At 58.8% G+C, this 22,090-nt stretch carries 22 protein-coding genes; 9 read left to right on the forward strand and 13 right to left on the reverse strand.

Annotated elements, in window-relative coordinates; genetic code table 11:
• Positions 1–12 precede the first annotated feature (12 nt).
• The 4 genes from hemF to clpS form a co-directional block, all read right to left on the reverse strand.
• Positions 13–906, reverse strand: a complete 894-nt coding sequence (gene hemF / locus ACP15S_RS02000) for an oxygen-dependent coproporphyrinogen oxidase (RefSeq protein WP_425037904.1) — start codon at positions 904–906, stop codon at positions 13–15.
• A 61-nt stretch (positions 907–967) separates the two neighbouring features.
• Positions 968–1,768, reverse strand: coding sequence for an SDR family NAD(P)-dependent oxidoreductase (locus ACP15S_RS02005; RefSeq protein ID WP_425037905.1), 801 nt, complete (start codon positions 1,766–1,768; stop codon positions 968–970).
• 51 nt (positions 1,769–1,819) lie between these two features.
• Positions 1,820–2,767: a class I SAM-dependent methyltransferase gene (locus ACP15S_RS02010; RefSeq protein WP_425037906.1), complete on the reverse strand. Its 948-nt coding sequence runs from the start codon at positions 2,765–2,767 to the stop codon at positions 1,820–1,822.
• Positions 2,768–2,778: 11 nt separating this feature from the next.
• Positions 2,779–3,093 (reverse strand): ATP-dependent Clp protease adapter ClpS, encoded by a 315-nt coding sequence (gene clpS / locus ACP15S_RS02015; RefSeq protein WP_425039635.1) that lies wholly within the window; start codon positions 3,091–3,093, stop codon positions 2,779–2,781.
• 140 nt (positions 3,094–3,233) lie between these two features.
• Here clpS and ACP15S_RS02020 point away from each other — a divergent pair, with 140 nt between their 5' ends.
• Together ACP15S_RS02020 and ACP15S_RS02025 are read left to right on the forward strand one after the other, a co-directional pair.
• On the forward strand, positions 3,234–3,929 hold the full coding sequence (locus tag ACP15S_RS02020) for an HAD family hydrolase (protein ID WP_425037907.1): 696 nt from the start codon (positions 3,234–3,236) through the stop codon (positions 3,927–3,929).
• A 200-nt stretch (positions 3,930–4,129) separates the two neighbouring features.
• A complete protein-coding gene (locus tag ACP15S_RS02025) occupies positions 4,130–5,659 on the forward strand; it encodes a D-alanyl-D-alanine carboxypeptidase family protein (RefSeq protein WP_425037908.1) in 1,530 nt (509 codons plus the stop codon).
• A 101-nt stretch (positions 5,660–5,760) separates the two neighbouring features.
• Here the strand turns inward: ACP15S_RS02025 and ACP15S_RS02030 are convergent, their stop codons facing one another.
• Both ACP15S_RS02030 and ACP15S_RS02035 read right to left on the reverse strand, forming a co-directional pair.
• Positions 5,761–6,819, reverse strand: a complete 1,059-nt coding sequence (locus ACP15S_RS02030; RefSeq protein ID WP_425037909.1) for a quinone-dependent dihydroorotate dehydrogenase — start codon at positions 6,817–6,819, stop codon at positions 5,761–5,763.
• The gene (locus ACP15S_RS02035; protein WP_425037910.1) at positions 6,816–7,154 is read right to left on the reverse strand and encodes a DUF952 domain-containing protein; all 339 of its coding nucleotides are present in this window, start codon (positions 7,152–7,154) and stop codon (positions 6,816–6,818) included. Before ACP15S_RS02035 ends, ACP15S_RS02030 begins: the two co-directional genes overlap by 4 nt.
• Before the next feature lie 45 nt (positions 7,155–7,199).
• Between ACP15S_RS02035 and ACP15S_RS02040 the strand changes: the two genes are divergently transcribed.
• From ACP15S_RS02040 to ACP15S_RS02050, 3 genes are all read left to right on the forward strand, one after another.
• A complete protein-coding gene (locus tag ACP15S_RS02040) occupies positions 7,200–8,336 on the forward strand; it encodes an MFS transporter (RefSeq protein WP_425037911.1) in 1,137 nt (378 codons plus the stop codon).
• Entirely contained in the window at positions 8,336–8,998 is a 663-nt protein-coding gene (locus ACP15S_RS02045) for an SOS response-associated peptidase (RefSeq protein WP_425037912.1), read from the forward strand. Before ACP15S_RS02040 ends, ACP15S_RS02045 begins: the two co-directional genes overlap by 1 nt.
• 227 nt (positions 8,999–9,225) lie before the next feature.
• Positions 9,226–11,934, forward strand: a complete 2,709-nt coding sequence (locus ACP15S_RS02050) for a Hint domain-containing protein (RefSeq protein ID WP_425037913.1) — start codon at positions 9,226–9,228, stop codon at positions 11,932–11,934.
• Positions 11,935–11,980: 46 nt separating this feature from the next.
• On the opposite strand, the gene ACP15S_RS02055 is transcribed toward ACP15S_RS02050, so the two are convergent.
• On the reverse strand, positions 11,981–12,766 hold the full coding sequence (locus ACP15S_RS02055; RefSeq protein ID WP_425037914.1) for an HAD-IIA family hydrolase: 786 nt from the start codon (positions 12,764–12,766) through the stop codon (positions 11,981–11,983).
• 345 nt (positions 12,767–13,111) lie between these two features.
• Here ACP15S_RS02055 and ACP15S_RS02060 point away from each other — a divergent pair, with 345 nt between their 5' ends.
• From ACP15S_RS02060 to ACP15S_RS02070, 3 genes are all read left to right on the forward strand, one after another.
• A complete protein-coding gene (locus ACP15S_RS02060; protein ID WP_425037915.1) occupies positions 13,112–15,070 on the forward strand; it encodes a bifunctional 2',3'-cyclic-nucleotide 2'-phosphodiesterase/3'-nucleotidase in 1,959 nt (652 codons plus the stop codon).
• A 382-nt stretch (positions 15,071–15,452) separates the two neighbouring features.
• The gene (locus tag ACP15S_RS02065) at positions 15,453–15,872 is read left to right on the forward strand and encodes a hypothetical protein (RefSeq protein WP_425037916.1); all 420 of its coding nucleotides are present in this window, start codon (positions 15,453–15,455) and stop codon (positions 15,870–15,872) included.
• A 111-nt stretch (positions 15,873–15,983) separates the two neighbouring features.
• Complete coding sequence (locus tag ACP15S_RS02070; RefSeq protein ID WP_425037917.1) at positions 15,984–16,454, forward strand: Dps family protein; 471 nt, start codon at positions 15,984–15,986, stop codon at positions 16,452–16,454.
• Between the two features lie 177 nt (positions 16,455–16,631).
• Here ACP15S_RS02070 and hemP read toward each other — a convergent pair whose 3' ends face one another.
• Together hemP and ACP15S_RS02080 are read right to left on the reverse strand one after the other, a co-directional pair.
• Positions 16,632–16,805: a hemin uptake protein HemP gene (hemP, locus tag ACP15S_RS02075; RefSeq protein ID WP_425037918.1), complete on the reverse strand. Its 174-nt coding sequence runs from the start codon at positions 16,803–16,805 to the stop codon at positions 16,632–16,634.
• Positions 16,802–16,954: a hypothetical protein gene (locus ACP15S_RS02080; RefSeq protein WP_425037919.1), complete on the reverse strand. Its 153-nt coding sequence runs from the start codon at positions 16,952–16,954 to the stop codon at positions 16,802–16,804. Before ACP15S_RS02080 ends, hemP begins: the two co-directional genes overlap by 4 nt.
• A 185-nt stretch (positions 16,955–17,139) precedes the next feature.
• Here ACP15S_RS02080 and ACP15S_RS02085 point away from each other — a divergent pair, with 185 nt between their 5' ends.
• Complete coding sequence (locus ACP15S_RS02085; RefSeq protein ID WP_425037920.1) at positions 17,140–18,786, forward strand: ABC transporter permease; 1,647 nt, start codon at positions 17,140–17,142, stop codon at positions 18,784–18,786.
• A 35-nt stretch (positions 18,787–18,821) separates the two neighbouring features.
• Here ACP15S_RS02085 and ACP15S_RS02090 read toward each other — a convergent pair whose 3' ends face one another.
• The 4 genes from ACP15S_RS02090 to ACP15S_RS02105 form a co-directional block, all read right to left on the reverse strand.
• Complete coding sequence (locus ACP15S_RS02090; RefSeq protein WP_425037921.1) at positions 18,822–19,835, reverse strand: extracellular solute-binding protein; 1,014 nt, start codon at positions 19,833–19,835, stop codon at positions 18,822–18,824.
• Positions 19,836–20,080: 245 nt separating this feature from the next.
• The gene (locus ACP15S_RS02095; protein ID WP_425037922.1) at positions 20,081–20,983 is read right to left on the reverse strand and encodes a metal ABC transporter substrate-binding protein; all 903 of its coding nucleotides are present in this window, start codon (positions 20,981–20,983) and stop codon (positions 20,081–20,083) included.
• Positions 20,984–20,985: 2 nt separating this feature from the next.
• A complete protein-coding gene (locus ACP15S_RS02100; protein WP_425037923.1) occupies positions 20,986–21,303 on the reverse strand; it encodes a hypothetical protein in 318 nt (105 codons plus the stop codon).
• 14 nt (positions 21,304–21,317) lie between these two features.
• Entirely contained in the window at positions 21,318–22,088 is a 771-nt protein-coding gene (locus ACP15S_RS02105; protein WP_425037924.1) for a DUF4198 domain-containing protein, read from the reverse strand.
• Between the last annotated feature and the right edge of the window lie 2 nt (positions 22,089–22,090).

Genomic DNA, 22,090 nt, shown 5'->3' on the forward strand with positions numbered 1-22,090 from the left:
TTGATGCGCGGATCAGACCCACTTCGCCAAAGGCGGGAGAGACATCAGAACGGCGTTGGCGTCATGCCCGGTCTCGAGACCGAACTTGGTCCCGCGGTCGTAGACAAGGTTATACTCCGCGTAGAGCCCGCGATGGACCAGCTGCGCGTCTTTGTCGGCATCGGTCCAATCCTGCACCCGGCGCTTTTCGATCAGCGGCGTGAAAGCAGGCAGAAAGGCGCGGCCGATGTCTTGCGTGAGAGCGAAATCCGCCTCCCAATCCCCTGTGTTGTGGTCATCCATGAAGATGCCGCCGACGCCGCGCGCGCGGCCCCGGTGGGGGATGAAGAAATACTCATCCGCCCATTCCTTGAGCTTGGGATAGTAATCAGCGCCGTGAGGATCGAGATGAGCCTGTTGCTGCGCATGGAAATGAGCGGTGTCTTCGTCATATTCAAGACAGGGGTTGAGGTCAGACCCGCCGCCGAACCACCAGGCATGAGGTGTCCAGAACATGCGCGTGTTCATATGCACGGCAGGGCAGTGGGGGTTTTGCATATGCGCCACTAGGCTGATGCCCGAGGCCCAGAACCGTGGGTCATCCTTCATGCCCGGAATGCCCTTGCGCGCGGCCATGGCCATCTGGGCCCGTTCGCCCAGCGTTCCGTAGACAGTGGACACATTCACGCCGACTTTTTCGAAAACGCGGCCGCCGCGCATCACAGACATGAGCCCACCGCCCGCATCGCTGCCGTCATCAGAGGTGCGTTTCGTCTCGGTGACTTCAAAACGGCCCGCAGACGCCTCGGACAAGGGCCCATTGCTGTGGCTGTCTTCCAGATCTTCAAATGCAGCGACAATGTCATCGCGCAACTGCCGAAACCATGCGGCGGCGCGGGTTTTTTGTGTGTCGAACTGTTCAGTCATGGCATCTGTCCTGTTTGGTTGACACATTTCTAGCGCGCTTTTGTCTGGCGCGCCAGATGTGTCAATGCGCGGGGGCGCAGACAGGGTCGATCAGGGTGCGCCCGCCGTCGACCGTCATGATCTCACCGGTCACAAATCCTGCGCCATCCGAGGCGAGATATTGCACGGCCTCGGCCAATTCCGTGGGCGAGGCAATGCGCTGCAGCGGCGTATGCGTCTCGATTTCTTCGCGGAACGTGCTGTTGTCTTTGAGCGCTGTCTTCAGGGAGGCGGACATGACAGATCCGAAGGCCACGGCATTGACCCTGATGCGATGCGGCGCAAGGGCTACGGCTAGGGCGCGGGTCATTTGATCGAGCGCTGCGGCAGAAATCGAATAGCCCAGCAATTCCGGCTGTGTGCGGCGCGCGGCGATCGAAGAAATGTTGATGATTGCGCCCAGTTGCCCCTCTTCCTGATCCACGCCTTGCTTGATCATGCGCCGAGCCACGCGCTGCGACAATTGGAAAGACGATGTCAGGTTCTGCTCCAGCATCGTGGCCACGCTGTCGTCATCGGGGTCCAGCGGATCGGATGGCAGGATCTGCCGCGCCGCGTTTACGAGGATGTCGATCCTGTCGAAGGCGTCGATGGTGGCAGAGACGAGGTTGTTGATCGTCAGTCGCTCGCGCAAATCGCCAGCGAAAAAGCGTGCGGTCTCCTGCTCTTCGCCACCGCTGAATTCATCGTTGAGCCGGTCCTCATCCATATCGGCGAACATGACATTGGCACCTTGTTCGATGAAATGACGACCGATGGCCAGCCCGATGCCATTTGCCGCGCCTGTGACAATGGCCGTTTTGCCTTCGATGGAAAAGCTCATGAGGTGAAACCTTGTGATTCGCGCGGTGACGTATTGGGAGGGTACCCTCGCTCAGCGGCGGCGGCGAGAGGGGCGCGTGGCCCGAAAGATCTTGAAGCGCCCGTCTCCGGGCATCTCTTCGACATGCGCAAACTGTGCGGCCAGCGTGTCCTCGTAGGGCAAATGACGGTTGGCAACCATGAAGAGTTGCCCGGTGGGCTTCAGGATCTCCGCAGCCTTCATGATGAAGCTTTGCCCGAGATCGGGTTTGCCCTTGCGGCCCTCGTGGAAGGGCGGGTTCATGATAACGGTGTCGAAGAGGCGTGGGTGCTGCCAGCGGGTGACATCTGCCCAATGCGCGGTTGCATCCGGGACGTTGTGGTGCGCGCAATCAAGGGCCTCGCCATCGGCCTCGACCATGTGAATGTCGCGCCCTTCTGCCTGAACCTGTGCAGACAGCCATCCCCAGCCCGCGCCCAAATCGCACAGACTTGTTCCCAACTTGGCAGGCAGCGCTTGAGCCAACAGGCGCGATCCGACGTCTACCTTGCTGTCAGAGAAAACGCCCGGCCATGTGCGCAGACCTTCCACCTCACCGGGCGTTGCCCGCCATATTGAGAGATCTGGCGCGGCCTCCATCCAAAAGAGCTTGCCGTGGCTTTTCGAGACCGGCCCTGATGTCTCGCCCATTTTCTTCAAGGCTTTGAAAACAGGCTCAATCCCGTCGGTCTTCTGGCCATCCACGATGAGCGGCCCGGTGCTTCGCGCCGCTTCTGCGAGGAACGCCTGCGCCCGCTTTTTCTCGCGCGGGAGCAAGACAACGCAGGCCCCATAGGGCCCCGCAGGTGTCTCCAAAGCATCCGGAAACCTGTCATGGACCCGGGCATCGCGGCTGATGATCTGGGCGTGATCCAGCGCCGAGATATCGCTCGACGGTGTCACACCCCATACGGCCACAGGGCCGTCAGGCAGCACAAGTCCGGCGTCGCGCGCCATGGTCAATCGGGTGGAAAACGGCATGGGAGCGCCGGTTATTCCTTTTCCATGGTGCATTGCAAGGGGTGTTGATGCCGCCGCGCGAAATCCATCACCTGCCCAACCTTCGTTTCGGCAATCTCGTGGGAGAAGACACCCACCACGGCCACGCCCTTTTTATGCACGGTGAGCATGATTTCAAAAGCCTGGGCGTGGGTCATGCCAAAGAAGCGCTCGAGCACATGGACGACAAATTCCATCGGCGTGTAGTCATCATTCAGCAACATGACCTTATACAGCGGTGGCCGCTTCGTCTTGGGGCGCGTTTGCAACGCGATGCCACTTTCGCCATCATCGTCTTTTTCGGACATGCGCAGCGGAGGCTGGAGGGGGCGCTGAACCATGGAGCGCGGATCCTTCATTGGGTGGCGTTGGGTTTGGTCTGCGTGTTTATATAACGTGCAACACCCATTCGAAAAGAGGCGTTGCCCAATAAGCATCGGGAAGGTCTATGTCCACGATCACGACAATCGGTTTTGATGCCGACGATACGCTTTGGCATCACGAGCGGTTTTACCACTCCACACAAGCCCAGTTTGCATCGTTGCTGGCGGATTACACGGATGCTCAAACCCTCGAAGCGCGGCTGCTGGAGGCGGAGCGGCGCAACCTTGGGCATTATGGCTTTGGCGTCAAAGGCTTTACCCTGTCGATGATCGAGACGGCGATCGAAGTCACGCAAGAACGCGTGCCGGCCCGCGTGATTTCGCAACTGATCAAGGCAGGCCAAGAGATGCTGGCGCACCCGATTGAGCTTCTCCCCGGGGCGCGTGAGGCGGTGACGGAGCTGAGCCGCAGCCATGATGTTGTCCTGATTACCAAAGGCGATTTGCTGGATCAGGAGCGAAAGCTGGCTCAATCCGGCCTGGGGGACCTCTTTGATGCGGTCGAAATCGTCTCGCACAAGACAGCAGGCGTTTACGCCAATATCTTTGCCCAGCATGGGCGCGGTGCGCCGCGCGGCCTGATGGTTGGCAATTCCATGGCCTCCGATGTTGTGCCCATGATCGAGGCGGGCGGATTTGCCGCTCATGTGCCGTCGGGATTCGACTGGGCGCTTGAAGCCGCCGAGGTGCCAAAATCCCCGAGATTTCACCGCCTGCGCACGCTCAGTGATTTGCCTGATTTGTTGACCCGGCTCGATTAACCAATTTGCCACAATCCTGCCACATTCCAACCACTTGGGGGTCACATCGCCTCTACCCCAAGATGTGCTCCAGTTGCGTTAACGAAAAGCCCAATATTTCAACGGTTTCCCGGGTTTTCTTGAACCGTCTTTCGTGATAGCTTCTTATCAAAATAAATGCCGACCAAAAAATTGGCGGTTTGAGGCAAAGGCAGATTAACGTGACGCATCGTGCTATTGACGCGGCCCGGTGGGGAGTATTTCTCCTCGCGGCGCTCTGGTTTCTTATCGTTGTTCCGCTTTCCGCGGCGGCAGCGCCCTATGCGGCCATGGTGATGGATGCGCGCTCGGGCAAAGTCCTGCATTCGGAAAACGCGAACACGCGGCTCCACCCGGCATCGCTGACCAAGATGATGACGCTCTACATTGCATTCGAAGCGGTGGAGCACGGCGAGATCACGCTGGACACGCGCGTGCGCGTCTCCAAGAAGGCTGCCGCTGAGCCGCCGTCAAAGCTTGGTCTGCGCGCAGGCCAGCGCATCAAGCTGCGGTATTTGATCCGGGCGGCCGCTGTGAAATCCGCAAATGACGCGTCCACCGCGATTGCGGAGGCGATCTCCGGGTCGGAAGCCGCCTTTGCACGCCGCATGAACCGGACTGCCAAGGCCATGGGGATGACACGCACGACGTTCAAGAATGCTCATGGTCTGACGCAGTCTGGCCATTTGTCCACGGCGCGGGATATGACGCTTCTTGGTCGTCACATGATCTATGATTATCCCGAGTATTATAACCTGTTCTCCCGCCGCACCGCAGATGCCGGCGTGCGCTCCGTCTCTCACACAAACCGCCGTTTGTTGAATTCCTATCGCGGCGCTGATGGGATCAAGACGGGCTACACACGCGCGGCCGGGTTCAACCTTGTGGCGTCAGCAGAGCGTGGTCGCGAGCGCGTGATCGCAACCGTGTTTGGCGGCCGCTCGACCACCACACGGAATGCCCGCGTAGCGGAGCTGCTTGATCTGGGCTTCAAACGCGCACCGACGCGCATGGCGCTGCACCGCCCATCAAAGCCACGCTATCAGGGCAACCGGGGCATCTCTGCGGGCAAGACCCGCGTGGCTGAAGCGCCGAAATCCACCTCTGGGTCCAAGCCGGCAGCAGGCAAGACGATTGCGGTTAAACTTGCGGTCGCCAAAAGCCCGCGCCCCAAAGCGCGCGCGGGTCTCGTCTCAGGTCCGACAACGACAGAGCTTGATCCCAAACAACTTCTCGCCATGAAAACCGAAATCCAGCAAGCCCTGCTGGAGGCCAAGGCAACAGAGGAGCCCGCTGCGGAGCCGGCGCCCGCCGCAGATACACTGGCTTTGGCTGCGAATGCGACGGCTCCCATGACAAAGCCTGCCATGCGTCCCAAGGAACTGGTCCTGGCCGCAGCTCCAACGATTGCGCCTGCGAACCCCGTCATCCGGGAGCGCGTTCAGGAAGTTATCACGCGCGTATCCACATCGGGCGGGCGGCATTGGGGCGTCAATGTCGGGCGCTATACGTCTCACTACAAAGCGGAAAAAGTGCTGCTCAAGACAGCTCTGGCAGAGATGTCCACACTGGATGGTGCATTGCGTAAGGTCGTGAAATCCCCACGCGGGTTTGATGCCAATTTCCTCGGTATGACCCGCGAATCCGCCGAACTGGCCTGCCAGAGGCTGCAAGCGCGCAATGTAACATGCTTCATGGTCGGACCGTCATAGGATCTTGTGAATAACTCAAATAGCCGTTTGAAAGCAGTATTTTACAGGGGGTATTTCCCGTTCTGCATGCGTTCTGCCGCGAGTTTTATCCCCAGCCGGTCTTAGAGCCAGCGCGACGTGTCTGTGCCCACCACATCGCTCGCAGAGCCAAATCCGTCCCTCTCCAGCAGCGCGTCGAGACCTTCCGCAATGTCGCTGGCAAGGCTCAGGCCTTTGTAGACCAGCGCCGTGTAAAGCTGTACGGCGCTCGCACCTGCCTTTAGTTTGGCGTAGGCCTGCTCCGCGTCGCTCACACCGCCCACGCCTATCAGAGGCAGCCTGCCTTCGGTTGCGGAAAAAAGCTTCGCCAACACGCGGGTCGAGCGCTCAAACAAGGGCTGGCCGGACAAGCCGCCCGCTTCCCCGGCATGGCGCGATGTCAGCCCGTCTCGCGACAAGGTCGTGTTGGTGGTGATGACACCGGCAACGCCGCTTTGCATCGCAACTTCGGCAATCTCCACAATCTCGGCATCGCTTAGATCGGGTGCAATTTTCAGGAAAACCGGGATCGGACGCGCAAGACCGCTGCGCGCGGACATCACACCCGACAGCAAGGCCGACAAGGCCGCAGGCCCTTGCAGATCGCGCAGTTTCTCCGTGTTGGGAGAAGAGACATTCACCGTCGCAAAATCAATATGTGCGCCGCAATGGGCCAGCACGTCTGCGAAATCGGCGGCGCGGTCATCGCTGTCTTTATTGGCGCCCAGATTAAGGCCCAAAATCATGTTCTGGGGGCGGTCTGCGAGACGCGCGCCGATTGCGTCCATGCCATCGTTGTTAAAGCCGAACCGGTTGATTGCGGCGGCATCCTCGCTCAAGCGAAAGAGGCGGGGCTTGGGATTGCCGGGCTGTGGCCTCGGAGTGGCGGCGCCAACTTCGATGAAGCCGAAGCCGGATTTGGACAATCCGACCAACGCCTCAGCGTTCTTATCAAAGCCCGCAGCGAGACCAACTGGGTTGGGCAAGGGCAGGCCCGCCACGCTTGTGGCGAGGCGCTGTGAGGTGACAGGGCCCGGGGCAGGCGCCAGACCTGCTTTCAATGCCTTGATCGCCAGACCATGCGCTCGTTCGGGATCCAGGCCACGCAGGGCGCGCAGCCCGATGGTCTCGATCAGGTTCATGTCAGCCCGGCGGGAAATTGGTGCACGCCATCTTCCAAAGGCAGAGGCTGTGCCCATTGGACATCCTCCAAACGCAGGGGCCTGTAAAGATGCGGAAAGTCCTGCCCACCACGCGAAGGCTCCCATTTGAGCGCATCGCCCAGAGCGTCCGCCTCCAGCCCCAGGAGCCATAGATTGTCTTCATCTGCGAAGTGTTTGGCTGCGGTTTCGGCCGCTTGGGTTGCTGTCGAGAAATGAACGTATCCATCAGCGATATCGACGGGCGCGCCCAGCGTCTCGCCTTTGGCACGCAGTTCGCGCCATTCGGCGTCGCGAAATATCTTGTAAATCATCATGCCGTGCCTCTTGCACCTCGCGCCTGCGCCCGTCAAGGCTGACGCATGGATCAAATGCGCGCTCTTGTGGTGACCCTTTCGGCCGCCAATTTCGTCATTGGTATGGGGGCATTTGTGGTCGTGGGCCTCGTTGAACCCATGGCTGCGTCACTGGGTATTTCCACCGTCGTCGTTGGCCAGCTTCTGACGGTCTACGCCGTATCATATGCCTGCCTGTCGCCCCTTCTGGTCGCCGTGACAGGGCGGCTGGGGCGCAGGAGGGTTTTCTTTTGGGCCATGGCGGCTTTTGCTTTGTCCGCAGTGATGGCGGCGCTTGCTGATGGGATCGGCTGGCTGGTGGCCTCGCGCGTTCTGGCCGCCATGGGGGCAGGGGTTGCAACGCCCGTCGGTGCGGCCGTTGTCGCAGCGCTGAGCCCTGAGGCGATACGGGGCAAGACACTGGCACGCGTGTTCTTTGGGCTGACCTTGGCGCAGGTGATCGGTGTGCCCGTTGGGGCCTGGATCGGCTACACATTCGGTTGGCAATGGGCCTTTTGGGTTGTTGCCCTGTGTGCGCTCCCCTGTTTGGTCCTGATCTGGACGCAAGTGCCCAAAGGGCTCTCCTTTCAGCCCGTCAGCCTCGCAGATCTTGGCCGCGTCATGCAGGACCGCCGGATGATGCTGGCCATCGCCTATACATCGCTGTTTCTGGGCGGAATATACGTCGTCTACACCTATTTTGCCGTGTTGTTGGGCGAGGTGCAGGGCTTTGATGGCGCGCAGATTTCGCTGGCCCTGTTTGTCTTCGGCATGGGAGCGGTTGTCGGGAACTTCCTCGGCGGTTGGTTGACCGATCGGGTCGGCTCGGAACGTGCCTTGGTCGGGCTCGCGGTTTTGCAGATCGTAGTCATGCCCCTTTACGCGACATTGCCTGCCACGCCCGTCCTTGTTTACGCGCTGTGCTTTATTTGGGCGGTATTTGGTTGGTCGTTTATGGCCGCGCAGCAGGCCCGTCTGGTGGGCCGCGCGCCATCGCAGGCCCCTGTCACTCTCGCACTCAACGCCGCGGCGATATATATTGGGGCTGCGGTTGGGTCAGGCATCGGAGGAAGCGTTTTGGCAGTCTTTACGCCGTCATCATTGGGCATTGCGGGGGCAGGTGTCACTGCGCTCGCCTTGGTGTCCTTGAGGCTCGCGCGCTGATGTGTGGCCGCTTTGCGATGACGCTGCCGCAAGACGCCATGGCGCAACTCTTTGAAGCGACACCCGCCAATGATTTGCCGCAAGGGGCCAATTATAATGTCTGCCCGACCAATGCGGTGGCTGTCGCTACGTCGGAAGAGGGCAATCGGCGGGTGCAACCCATGCGCTGGGGGTTCTTGCCCCATTGGTACAAGGCGGAAAATGGCGGCCCGCTGCTGATTAATGCGCGGGCTGAAACCATTGCGGAAAAACCGGCCTTCAAATCCGCGGCGCGCGCGCGGCGCTGTCTCATTCCCGCAACCGGGTTTTATGAATGGACCAAGGATGCCAATGGCGCGCGAGACCCTTGGTATATTTATCGAAGCGACGGCGCACCGTTGGTTTTTGCGGGCGTGTGGCAAGACTGGGAGCGCGATGGCCTGTCGCATCGCACTTGCGCCATCGTGACATGCAGCGCCAATGCTCCCATGTCAAAGGTTCATCACAGGATGCCCGTTGTTCTGGAAGCTGCTGATTGGCCGCTTTGGCTTGGGGAGGCCGGGCACGGCGCCGCCCGTCTGATGGTCCCGGCGGCGGATGAGACGCTGCGGTTTCACCGGGTGGATCGCGCAGTGAATTCCAATCGCGCCGCTGGCCCTGAGTTGATAGAGCGGCTGGCCTGATCATCGGGTTCTCGCAGGGGCTGGAGAGGCGCGTTTTTTCTGTGCTGACAAGGCCTTGCTGGACGTGTCCAGAGATGATCCCAGCTCATTAAATAGGTCGGATTTTATTTGATAACCTTTGGTTAGGTATCCCCTTTGTACGGTCCCGGATTGAATGTCTGGGCCGTCGGTAAGTGCCCTCCCATCGTATCGCGCGATGGTCCGCTGGTGATGAAAAGGGTGTGGCTATGGAGATGTTGAGTTCCATCAAAGCGAAACTTGAGAAGCTGTCGAAGCTTTCGAAAGAGGAATATCTTGAGCTCAAAGATGATATCGACGACCTGAAGCAAGCCGTCGAAGACGCCAAGGATTCTCTTGCGGCGGGCGACTATGATGCGCTCAAGGAAGAAATCAAAGACGCAGCGGATGCGCTCAAAAACATAGCCAAAGAGCTGAAGGGGACCGAGAAGGACGATATCCTGGCCGGTGACGGCTCAGACGACACCGTTTCAGGCGAAGAAGGCAACGACATGATTTCCGGCGGCGCCGGGAATGATGTGCTCTACGGCGATGAAGGGCAGGACATGGCCTCAAAAGGCGTGGATTGCGACGCGCTGAACATGAACATCAATAATCTGGAAAGCACGAGCTATTCCGGCAACAACGCGCAGGAAGGCGATTACGCCATCTATCGCGATATCACAAAGACTGAAGACGGCGAGCCGGTTTGGGCCAAGCTAACTTTGGTTGAAAAATCAGATCCAAACATGACTGTCGATCTCGCCGGTGGGCGCGGGTTCGAGATTCTGATGAGAGGCTCGGGTCAAGGTGACGAAGCCTCTTTCAAGCTTGAGTTTTTTGATCCTGATACGGGTGAACCGGTCTCCGTGAATTCGATCGCGACATTCAATGACCTGGATCGCAACAGCGCCAATGACATGGAAGCGGTGTCCTTGGACAAGGAGAGCTTTACGGGTTTTGCGACGTCGCAAGATACGTCTCTGGAAGTCTCTGACCAAGGCGGCTCCGTTCGGGCCGCCGGGACTGAGCATAACTCCCCGAATGATGAAGACGCATGGTTCTCGGGCCAGTTCGAGGATCGGACTTTCCTTGAGTTCAAATTGGAAGCCCGGACCACCAATTCAGGCTTCACCATGTCGGGGGATATGATCACGGATGCCAATTTCACCCCCATCGACAAAGGGTCTGATACGATCATGGGGGGCGAAGGCAACGACGTCATCCATGGTCAGGGTGGCGATGACAGTCTTGATGGCGGTGAAGACAACGACAGTCTTGACGGAGGTGAAGGCCACGACGTGCTGGAAGGTGGTCTTGGCTCTGACACGCTGATTGGCGGCGCCGGGGACGATACCCTTTCAGGCGGTGACGGAGACGACCTCATTGAGGGCGGTGAAGGAAACGATGTCCTGCGCACAGGTCTGGGACAAGACACGCTTGATGGTGGTGAGGGCGATGACACTCTGAGCAACTCTGCTGGCGATGACAGCATGATAGGCGGCGCGGGCGACGATCTGATCATTGCGACCGAAGGGCACGATACGCTCATCGGTGGCACGGGCAACGACACGCTTTTTGGCGGTGTTGACAATGATGAGCTCTTCGGCGGCGATGGTTTTGACAGTCTTGAGGGCGAAGAGGGCAATGACTTCCTCGACGGTGGCGCGGGCAATGACACGTTGCTGGGCGGTGTTGGCGATGACACGATCGCTGGTGGCGACGGCGACGACTATATCGAAGGGGGCGACGGGAACGACCTCCTGACCACGGGTCTCGGCAACGACACGCTGCTGGGTGGCGATGGCGACGATACGCTGCGCAACTCCGATGGCGATGACAGTCTTGTGGGCGGACAAGGCAACGACAGTATTGTCGCGACCGGTGGTGACGATACGCTTGAAGGGGGTGAGGGGTCCGACACGCTCATCGGCGGAGACGACAACGACAGCCTGGATGGGGGTGCGGGCGCTGACACCCTGCAAGGTGATGAAGGCGACGATTTCCTGCGTGGCGGTGCCGGGGACGATGTCCTGAGCGGCGGCAAAGGTGACGATACTTTTGCCTATGAGGCCGGTGACGGGGCCGACACCATTGCGGATTTCAATTTCGGAATGTCTGGTACGCTGAGTGATGGCGACAGTGGCAACAACGACTTCATCGATCTCAGCAAATTCTATGACGACATCTGGGAATTGCATGCCGACCAGGCCGACGATGGGATCCTGAACCAATCCAACGATGGTGTGGATGGGGCTGACTATTCCGACAACGCGCAGTTTGGATCAGGCAGTATCGCATTCAAAGGTGCATCGCCGGATAGTGCGTCGTTCACCAGCGAGAACACCGGCGTAATCTGTTTTACGCCGGGAACAAAAATTCTGACGCCGCATGGCGAAAGGCCCATTGAATGCCTGAAGCCAGGAGACCCAATTGTTACGCGGGACAATGGCGTCCAACGCATCGAGTGGATTGGCAAAAAGCGCTTGGGCAAGCGCAAGCTGGCGTTGTGCCCCTGGCTCAAGCCCGTCGTTGTCGCGCCTTCACTGTTGGGGGGGGACGCGCCGTTGGTGGTATCGCCACAGCACGGCTTGCTGTTGTCTGTGAACGGAGAGGAGCGTTTGGTGCGTGCAGTGCATCTCGCTAGAATGCGAGGTGGTCTTGCGCGCGTGGCCAACGGATGTCGCGAGATTGAATATTACCACATCCTTTTTGAGCAGCATCAGATCATCTTTGCAAATGGTGCCCCCGCAGAGAGCCTTTATCCCGGCCCGATGGCACTGAAAGGCATGAGCGTTGCGGCGCAGGAAGAACTATACGCGATTGCGCCGGTTCTCTTCCGGGGGCATCCCAGCGACGCATATGGTCCAACGTCCCGAGAGTTTTCCAAATGGCCTACGCTACCGGACAAACTTGAGGCCTTGCGCCCAGTGATCTAAGCATTTGACAGGAGGATCTACGGGTGTGCGGCACCGTTGGCGCACCTCAGATGCGCGCTAACCGCCAAGTCGGCATGATGTCAGCTTGGCGCGCATATTGTCCGGCATCAGCCCCTGCGAACATGCCATCTTGTTCCACCAAAACCGTTTGCCAATCGCGCGCTGCCGCGCCGAGGATATCGGTATGTAGTGTGTCGCCGCACATTGCGATGCGGCGTCGCGCGGTTTCGGGCAGAGAGGCCTCCACCAATTGAAAAACCTCCGGAAAGGGTTTGCCAAAAAACCTGATCTGCTCAATTGAGGCGTCAGCGAGCAAGTGGCCGAAATACCCGGGCTCCAAAGAAAAACCATGATCCCTGGGCGCTGCCAAATCGGCATTTGCAATCAGCACCGGACGCGGCCTGTTTCGGAGACTGGCAACAAGCATTTCCTGACGCGCCTCATTCCAAGCAGCGGTGGACAAAAACAGGATGCCCTCAGCCGCATCGTAGGCGTTTCGAGCTGCTTCCAAACGCAGGGTGTCGAAGGGAATGTCGCTCAAATCATCCGTTGGGGCGGCAATGCACCCCCAGAGCCGGGCATCCAGCGCGAGCAAGGTCGCGTCGCGGCTTGTTACGATCTCATCCGGCGTCACGGTGACGCCGAGCTTGTGGAATTTCTCGACCGCCTTTTCGCGGTTGTAGCTGGCCGCGTTCGACAGGATGCGGATGGCATGACCGGCTGCGCGCAGCTGGTCCAATCGCGCGGCCGCGCCGGGGATCGGCGTGTCTCCAACGTTCAAAACGCCAAAGGCATCGAACACAAAGGCGTCTGCATGCTCCCGCAGATCCATCAGCGAGCGCACTTGGTGCGATGTCCCGCGCGTCAAGGCCTGGGGAAGCCTGCTCCGCACAGCTTCATACCGCTCAAAAATTGACTCGACCTTGTCCAAATTTCCGTAGCCCTTTCTAGCCCAAAGCAGGCCTTGTGGCCGCATCGAGCGGGACCCTAACCATGAGAGCGGCAGAAGCAAATCAGAACGCGCGCCCGGAGATGAGAAGATCGGCACGTTGCTGCCGGGCCGGAGCGGGCACAAGACAGACGGGTAAAAAGATGGCAACCTTACTTTAAGGCGAGTCGTCTTCCGTGTGCCGCGGAACCCAATCGCTCGCTACACAACACATCAGGGGGTTTTACCATGTCATTCCGTCTCAATCGCCGTGGCTTCATCACGGGCTCTGCAAGCCTGATCGCAATGCACCCTTTCTCCGTCAATGCAGCCACCAATCAGGCGCATCTGAGGATTATGGAGACGACCGATCTGCACGTGCACGTCTGGCCGTATGATTATTATTCGGATCGGGAGCGCGATACGATGGGCCTTGCACGAACGGCGTCCATTGTGCGCGACATCAGAGCCGAGGCCACAAATTCGGTGCTCTATGACAATGGAGACTTTCTGCAGGGCAATCCCATGGGCGATTACATGGCCTATGAGCGCGGGATGAAGGAAGGCGACATGCATCCGATCATCACAGCGCTCAATACGCTGGGTTTTGATGCGGCGACTTTGGGCAATCATGAGTTCAATTACGGTCTCGACTTTCTGATGAAATCTCTGGCAGGCGCGAATTTCCCCGTGATCTCCGCCAATGTATCGAAAGAGCTTGGGGCCGACCCCACGAAAGATACGACTCTCGTTCCGCCCTTTGTCATCATGGATAAGGAGATCACGGACGGTGCAGGCGTCGCTCACAAAATCAAGATTGGTCTGATCGGCTTTGTGCCGCCACAAATCATGAATTGGGACCGTCGCCATCTGGAGGGTAATGTCCACGCGCGCGATATCATCGAAAGCGCCAAGGCCTATGTGCCGATGATGAAAGAGCAGGGCGCAGATATCATCATTGCTCTGAGCCACTCGGGCATTGCGGAGGCGGATCATACCGAGTTCATGGGCAATGCCGCCGTCCCGCTTGCCGCGATTGATGGCATTGACGCCGTCCTGTCAGGGCACCACCACAATGTGTTCCCGTCTTCGACCTACGAGGGCTTGCCTGCGGTTGATGTGGCGTCCGGGACAATCCATGGCAAACCGGCGGTCATGGGAGGCTTTTGGGGCTCGCACCTGGGTGTCATTGATCTCATGCTGGAGGTCTCCGGCGGCGAATGGCGTGTGGTGGGCCACACCTCGGAGGCGCGGCCCATATCCAGGCGCAACGAGGATCGTTCCATCACGGCGCTGGTGGAAAGCGATCAGGCGGTTCTGGATAGCGTTGCCGAGCTGCATGACGCCACGTTGGCCTATGTGCGGCGCGCCGTTGGCAAGACATCCGCTCCGCTGCACAGCTATTTCGCGCTTGTGGCAGACGATCCTTCGGTTCAAATCGTATCCAAGGCGCAGAGCTGGTACGTGGCTGAGATGTTGAAGGGCACAGAATATGAAGGTTTGCCCCTTCTGTCCGCCGCAGCGCCGTTCAAGGCGGGAGGCCGCGGCGGGCCGGAGTATTACACCGATGTGCCCGTAGGGGATGTTGCGATCAAGAACGTGGCTGATTTGTATCTCTATCCCAACACAGTGCGCGCTGTAAAAGTGACGGGACAACAGGTCAAGGATTGGCTGGAACGTTCGGCCGGCATGTTCAATCAGGTGGAGCCTGGCAAAGCGGATCAGATCCTTCTGAACCCCGAATTCCCCTCCTACAACTTCGATGTGATTGACGGCGTTCAGTACAAGATCGATCTGAGCCAGCCGTCCATGTTTGGTCCACGTGGCGAACTCATCAACCCCGATGCCAGCCGCATCGTCGATCTGACGTATAATGGCGCCCCTCTGGATATGAATGCGGAATTCGTGATTGCCACCAACAACTACCGCGCAGGCGGCGGTGGTAGCTTCCCCGGCGCGGACGGCTCCACGACGATTTTTGAAGCGCCTGACACCAACAGGGATGTCATCGTGCGCTATATCGTCGAGCAAGGGACGATCAATCCCACAGCTGATGACAATTGGGCCTTCGCCCCGATGCCCGGGACCAGCGTCTTGTTTGATACAGGACCCAAGGGCGTGGATGTTGTTGATGATGTGAAAGGCGTGGAAATCGCGCCTGCGGGGAGCGGCGACGACGGCTTTGCGCGCTATCGTATAAATCTCTAGGCCTTCGTGTCTCGGGTAGGCCTGTGCGCCACGTGGCGGCGATGCTGATGGACTGTGTGCGCGTGGTTGCGGGGCAAGGTCGTTGGGGCAAAGGCCCGGCATGGACGGGATGCCCCGCGATGCAAAACGTGAGCTTTCCATTTGTCGCGGCCTCTCCCTGCGCTGCATGACGATGCGCTGTCTTCCGGCTGGCTGATGGTCATGCAGCCCATAACGTGGCTTTTTGCGATGGGAACCGCGACGATCGCGCTTTTGGCAGTGACGCGTCCATAAACGCTCCACGACATGCCGATTTGATATGCCGCATAGTTTATAAATAAACTCAGGATTATGGTATCGGTACGCAGGGTCTGCGATTCGCACGAGGGGATAGAGCGAGATGATGCCGTTGCAGTTACAGACAGGGCTGTCCGAAGCGCCGCAAAATGCCGTCAGCGCTCGGGCTTGGGCTGTGTTGAACCATCTCAGGTTTGTCGCAATGGGATGCCGCGTCAAGCGCTACACGACCTTGTTCAAAGCCTGCGCCTTGCTGCAGGCGGATAAATCCGCCTCGTTGAGTGCGCATGCGGATGCTTTGATGCGGTGTCTCAATGAGGCGCTTGGCAAGCCCGCGCGGCTCATGGCGCCGGGGTCTGCTGAACTGTCTTTCGATGAGGCTTGGCTCGTGCAACTCAGCGAAGCTTTCGCGCGCGGAGATGAGGCCAGTCAGACTTTTCTGTTGAACTCGCGCGTGGCGCGAGAGCACAGGCGGCTTATAGGGTTCCTGATGGGCCAGATTACCAAGAATTTTAGTCTAGATTAGAAAGATTCTAAAAAGCCTTGCCTCTCGTGTAGCGTTGACTAAATATAAGCCAACGCCAGCCAGCACGTTTGCAAGCCAGCGATAAAGCAATCTTTATTCGTAGGAGATGAAATGACCCAGACAGCTGAAGCGTTGTCCACAGACGCGCGCGCCGCCATTGCTGAAGCCCTGAACCAATCGGTGGCCGAGACCGCCGTCGCGACCATGTTGGCTCAGAATTTTCACTGGAACGTAACGGGTATGGCCTTTGGCCCGCTGCACGATCTGTTCCAGAAGATCTACGAGGACCATTTCGTGGCGCAAGATGATCTGGCTGAACGCATCAAGGCGTTGGACGCCCACGCAGAGGGGACGCTGGCAGGCATGATCGCGCGCTCGAAAGTCAAAGAGCACGACGGCCACGCGTCCGACAAAGAGATGATCAAGGCGATGCAAATCGCTCAGGAAACACTGGCCGCCACATTGGCGGGAACCGGCGCGCTGGCGGCGGATCATGGCGATACGCTGACAGAAGATCTGTGCATCGCGCGTGGCCAGACCCATGAGAAATTCGCGTGGTTCCTCCGCTCCCATCTGAGCTGATACACGCATCCGATCTAAATCGAACGAACCGACCAACGCGCCCAGGATGCACCGGGCATGTCGTGACAATAAAAGCGGGTCCCAGAGTTAGGGCCCGCTTTTTTGCGGTCGGCACGCGCCCCGTGTCAGCACGTGAGGGATCGAGGACGTTTGCCTCGCATCCCGAAACTTGCAGATCTATTTGGTCAGGATCAATTTGCCGGCGCGCGTGATGCGCAAATAATAGGTTTGCCCGTCGAGCACGATGCAGGCCTGAACACCATCTTTCACGATATCCCGGGCATCGTAGGTGTCCAGCTGCGGGGTCGGCTTGTCAAAGGTCGGATCGGGCACTTGTGTCATGGCGTTCATGGTGTCCGCTCCAGATGGTCCAACATCTGTTCAAAGGAGCGGTTGGCCAGAAAGACACCTGCCGCCGCGTCCCTCAGGACGTCCTGCCAACACGCACGTATGTTCGGATGATCATCTGCCCAATTGCTATGTCCAATATCTTGGCCCATCACTTTCTCCTTGATTGCAAGGCGTCCGGGCTGCCCTTTTGGAAAAGAGGGATGGCTGAGACTCACATGTATATGTTGATAGAAATAGTCGGAAATGTCAATCCCGACTAAAACAATCAGGCCTGTAACTGTTTGGGCTTACACGTTACACCGGGCAAAGATGTGAATTCAGGACGGCGTTTGTGATGGATCAAAAGGTCATCTCGGCAATTGCGTTGAGTGTCGCGACTGTGTGTTTGCTGCCGATTGTCGGCGTGCTTGCCGCTGCGGCGTTTGGCTCGCTCGATACATTGGCGCAATTGGCCGAAACGGTTCTGTGGCGCTACACTTGGACCACGCTCGTCCTCGTCATTCTCGTTGCTAGCGGTGCAATCATCATAGGGAGCCTGACCGCGTGGCTTGTTGTCGCGACGGAGTTTCGCGGGCGGCGCTTCTTCGAGATTGCTCTGGTCGTGCCGCTGGCCTTTCCGGCTTATGTCCTCGCTTATGCCTATACCGATGTTCTGGATCATCCGGGGATAGTACAGAGCACGCTGCGCCAGATCATGGGATGGGGGCCGCGCGACTATTGGTTCCCCGAAATCAGGTCGCTGGGCGGCGCCGCACTCATGTTGACGCTGGTCCTGTATCCTTATGTCTACCTGATGGCGCGGACGGCTTTTCGCATGCAGGCCGCAACGCCATTTTACGCTGCGCGCTCCTTGGGTGCCTCGCCCACGCGTGCGTTTCTCACGGTCTCGCTGCCCATGGCGCGCCCGGCTATTGCGGCGGGGGCGTTGCTGGTTGTCATGGAAACCATCGCTGATTTCGGGACCGTCGCCCATTTCAGCGTTCAGACCTTTGCAACGGGCATCTACACCAGCTGGTTTGGCTTGGCCGACAGAGGCGCCGCCGCGCAGCTCGCCGTAGGGCTTCTGGCTTTCGCGCTTCTTGTGGCGGCTCTGGAATACATGAACCGCGGCAAGGCGGCATTCGCTGCGCGCGGGCGACAGGAAACGTTCGTCCGTTTCGAACTCTCCGGCAAGCGTGCCCTCAGTGCACAGCTGGCCTGCTTCCTCCCGGTTTTCCTCGGGGTGATTGTGCCGACAGTAACGTTGTTTCTCATGGGGCTGCGCTCAGAGCAGGACATCTTCAGCCCGCGCTATATCCGCTTTATCGAGAATTCTCTGATCCTCGCGGGTATCGCCTCTGTCATCACTGTGGGCGCCGCTATCCTGCTTGGAACATTCCACCGCATCCTGCCCAGCCGAACCGCCTTGGCCACGCTGTTCATTGGTCGTTTGGGCTACGCTGTCCCGGGCGGAGTGATCGCGGTTGGCCTTCTGGTGCCTTTTGCGCGGTTTGACAATTGGCTTGATGACCGGATGGAGCAATGGTTCGACATCTCGACGGGCCTGCTGATTTCCGGCTCGATCTGGCTCTTGATCGCCGCCTACATGATCCGTTTTCTGGCAGCCGCCATTGGTTCTTACGACAGCGGCCTTGCCGCCGTGACCCCAAATATCGACGCGGCGTCTCGCGTCCTGGGGCGCACGTCCTGGGGAACGGTGCGTTCTATCCACATGCCGATTTTGCGCAGCAGTATTCTGACGGCGCTGCTCATTGTCTTTGTCGACACGATTAAAGAACTTCCCGCGACGTTGATCCTGCGTCCGTTCAACTACGATACGCTTGCGGTGCAGGCGTTCAGACTCGCTTCTGATGAACGGCTTGAAGGTGCGGCGGTGCCCAGTTTGATGATTGCGGCCATAGGTTTGCTGCCGGTGATCTTGCTTTGCGTCCAGATCGGCGATTGGCGCGCGCAGCAGATGCAACAAAAAAAGGCGCACTGAGCAAGCGCGCCTTTTCTCACTGTTGAGGTTGGGTCTTACTTCCAGCCAGCCGCGTTCAGGATGTTCTGGGCCGTCCCAATGTTATCAGCGATGTCTGACAGGGCGATCGCGTCGGGGCGGAAGATACCCAGTGCTGCCACAGAAGGCGCAAGCCCAATGCCGGGCACGGCCGGATATTCATCATTGCCCGCCGAGAAGTACTGCTGTGCCTGCTCGGAGGCGAGATACTCAAGGAACTTGACGGCGTTCTCCTTGTTCGGCGCATTCTTGGCAACGCCGCCGCCGGAGATGTTCATATGCGCGCCGATATCGTTCTGGTTCGGGAAGACCCAACCGATCTGATCCAGACTGTCGGACAGGCCGGAGACGTCTTTGCGAATGGCGCGGGCGAAATAATACGTGTTGGACATCGCAATGTCGCACTCACCCGACACGATACCGCGCAGCTGGTCTGTGTCGCCGCCTTGGGGATCGCGTGCAAAATTGGACACGACGCCTTTGGCCCAATCGCCAATCGCCTCTTCACCCAGATGCGCGGTCAGCGCGGCCACGATGTTTTGAGTGTAGACATTGGACGAGGAGCGAATGCACACTTTGCCCGCATATTCCGGTTTTGCGAGATCCTGATAGGTCATCGGCGGGTTTTCGACATCGTTTTTGTCATAAAAGAGGATGCGGGCGCGCTGTGAAAAGGCAAACCATTGGTTGTCCTCATCCTGCAGATACGCCGGAACGGCCGCTTCGAGGACCGGGCTGTCGACGCTTTGCAGCAAGCCCAGTTCCTTGGCACGGGTGATGCGGACTGTGTCAACGGTCAGGAAGACGTCGACGGGCGAGTTATCCCCTTCCGCTTCCATACGGGCGATGAGCTCATCCGCCTTGCCCTCGATACGGTTGATCGTGATGCCTGTGGCTTCGGTGAAGTCGGAATACAGGCGCTCATCGGTATCGTAGTGACGCGACGAATAGAGGTTGAGCTCACCTTCGGCAAAGGCTGGCAAAGCGACTGTCGCGGCCAAAACTGCGAGGAGGGAAGTCTGGAGTTTCATGGTAATGCCCTACGATTTGGTTTCTTACTGTTTTACTCAGTTACAGAATTTTAAGCGTGCTGCAAGCTTTTCCGATAAAAATAATCAAGAATGAAGGCGCGCCGTTTCATCTTTGGCCTGCAATTCACGCTAAGGCTGTGGCGGCATGTCGCAAGAACGCGGACGGCGCCCGAAAAGCAATCGCGCCGCGTGAGCGGGGGCTCGACGCGGCGCGTGTTTGGGAGACGCGAAAGGACTGGTGCGTCCTAGTTCAGGCTGCCAACGACCGCTTCAGACAGATCAGATACAGCGTCGCGATAGCTCTGCACGAAGGATTGCACATCGCTTTTATTGGCCATGGGATCAAAAACCACACTCTTGAGGCCGAGGGCATCGGCCGCCGCGATTGCGGCCTGTGGAGGCTGGGCTTCCCAGATCAAAATACGCGCGCCGTTCTCGCGCACGGTGGCGTCAAGAACTGCCAACTCGTCCTGCGTGGGCATGGCGCCCGCGTCCCATTCGAGCGAGGCAATCGATAAGCCAAAGCGGCGCGCGAAATATTGGTAGCGAGGATGCGTCGCGATCATGGGGACGTCTTGGGCCCGCTCCAATGCGCGCTTGGTCTCCTCATCCAAGGTCATCAAATCCGCGCGCAAAGCGTCCAGTCGTGCCTCGAGCGCGTCCGGGGGGACAAAACCGCGTTCACCCAAAGCGCGCGCAACGGCCTCTGCCTGTCCGATTGCAAGCGATGGGTCGAGCCAGAGATAGGACGCCACACCTTCGTGCGAATGCTCGCCGCCCTCGCCATGGCTGTGGGTGATGCTTTCGGTGGTGATGTATTCATCTTTCAAGCCCGCCGAACTGTTCACGAGCCGCGAGCGGGGCAGGGAGACACGGTCAATCCAGCTGGCAAAGCCCGCCCCATTGAGCACGATCAAATCGGAGGACTGGATCATGCTGATGTCGGCGATGGAGGGACGCCAAAATGATGGATCCACTCCTTCGGGCACGGGAAACACAACCTCGCCATCGGCGTCCAGAAGACGCTCAGACAGCAAGGAAAGCGCCTGGTTGACGGTCACAACGCGCGGGGTTTCCTGTGCTGTGGACGCGCTGGCGACGCAAAGGACCAAAAAGGTCGCAACAATCTGTCTCAGGGATCGACCCATTTTCAGCTCCCGCAGTTTCGCGCAATGTCCTGAGGCGTCAGAATCCAGTAATTGTCATGGCTGCCCGTATCCACTTCGATGACGAGCCCGCCGGAATGATCAACGCTGTCCAACGGAACGTTCGCCGTGCCGTCCTCTTGCAGCGGAAGCGTGGAGAGGAGCGCGTTCTCACCGTCGAGAATGCGCACATCACCCCGCTGTGCGATCTTGCCGTTGGAGAACTTGGCCTCCACCGTAACAGCCTCGCAATCCACCGATGCAAAGACCACAAGCTGATGTGCCGCCGCTCCGAGAGGAGCAGCGGTCAAAAGTGCGGTCATGGCAATCGCTCGGATCACTGTCCGGTCCAGTCTTCGAAATGGACCCAGATCACCGCTCCCAACTCCACGGCCTTGTCTTCACCGTCCTGAGGCAGTGTGTAGTCAGCCGTGTTGAGCGCAGCAAACCCCCACCAGCCATCGGACGGCGGCGCATAGGTAAAGACGCCATTTGCATCCGCCTTGACGGTTTGTGTGATCATCAGCTCATCGGGCACCGTCGCACCGGCCCCATCGTTGAAGAACTCGACCTCAACTTCCGCGTATGGCACGGCCTCACCGTCCATCTTCACGATGCCCTGGAAGACATTATGCTCCCAAAGACCGAATGGCTTGGACAAGGGAACGATCTCGGTCTTGAGGCCAAGCTCGGTATCCCAGCCTTCGTCATCGCCGTACGCGGTCACATAGGTCTTGGTGTAATGGATGATGAAAGCGTCTTCGGCGGGCTCCCAATAGGGCTGGGGCTCCATGGCGAAGATATAGGTGCCGGGACGGTCGAGCGGGTAGTCAAGCGTATAGCCCTGATCGTCCATGATCGTGGCATCCTGCAAGCCGCCCAGCAGGTCTGTCGTCGCGCCTTCATGGGTGACGGAGAAGGCTGCGGGTTTGTCCAGCGTCATCCCGTCCATCTCGAAAGGATGCGAGAACGACATCGTGAGTGACACACTGCGCCCGTCTTCCTGGCTGATCATGGGATCATTCGGGATGATCATGCCGTAATGGGCGAGGGCGGGTGTGGCCGCGATCAAAGTTGCCAGAGATGCAGTGAGAAAATGTCGTGTCATGT

Source organism: Primorskyibacter sp. S187A (assembly GCF_049800955.1).
Lineage (GTDB): Bacteria > Pseudomonadota > Alphaproteobacteria > Rhodobacterales > Rhodobacteraceae > JAKVBH01.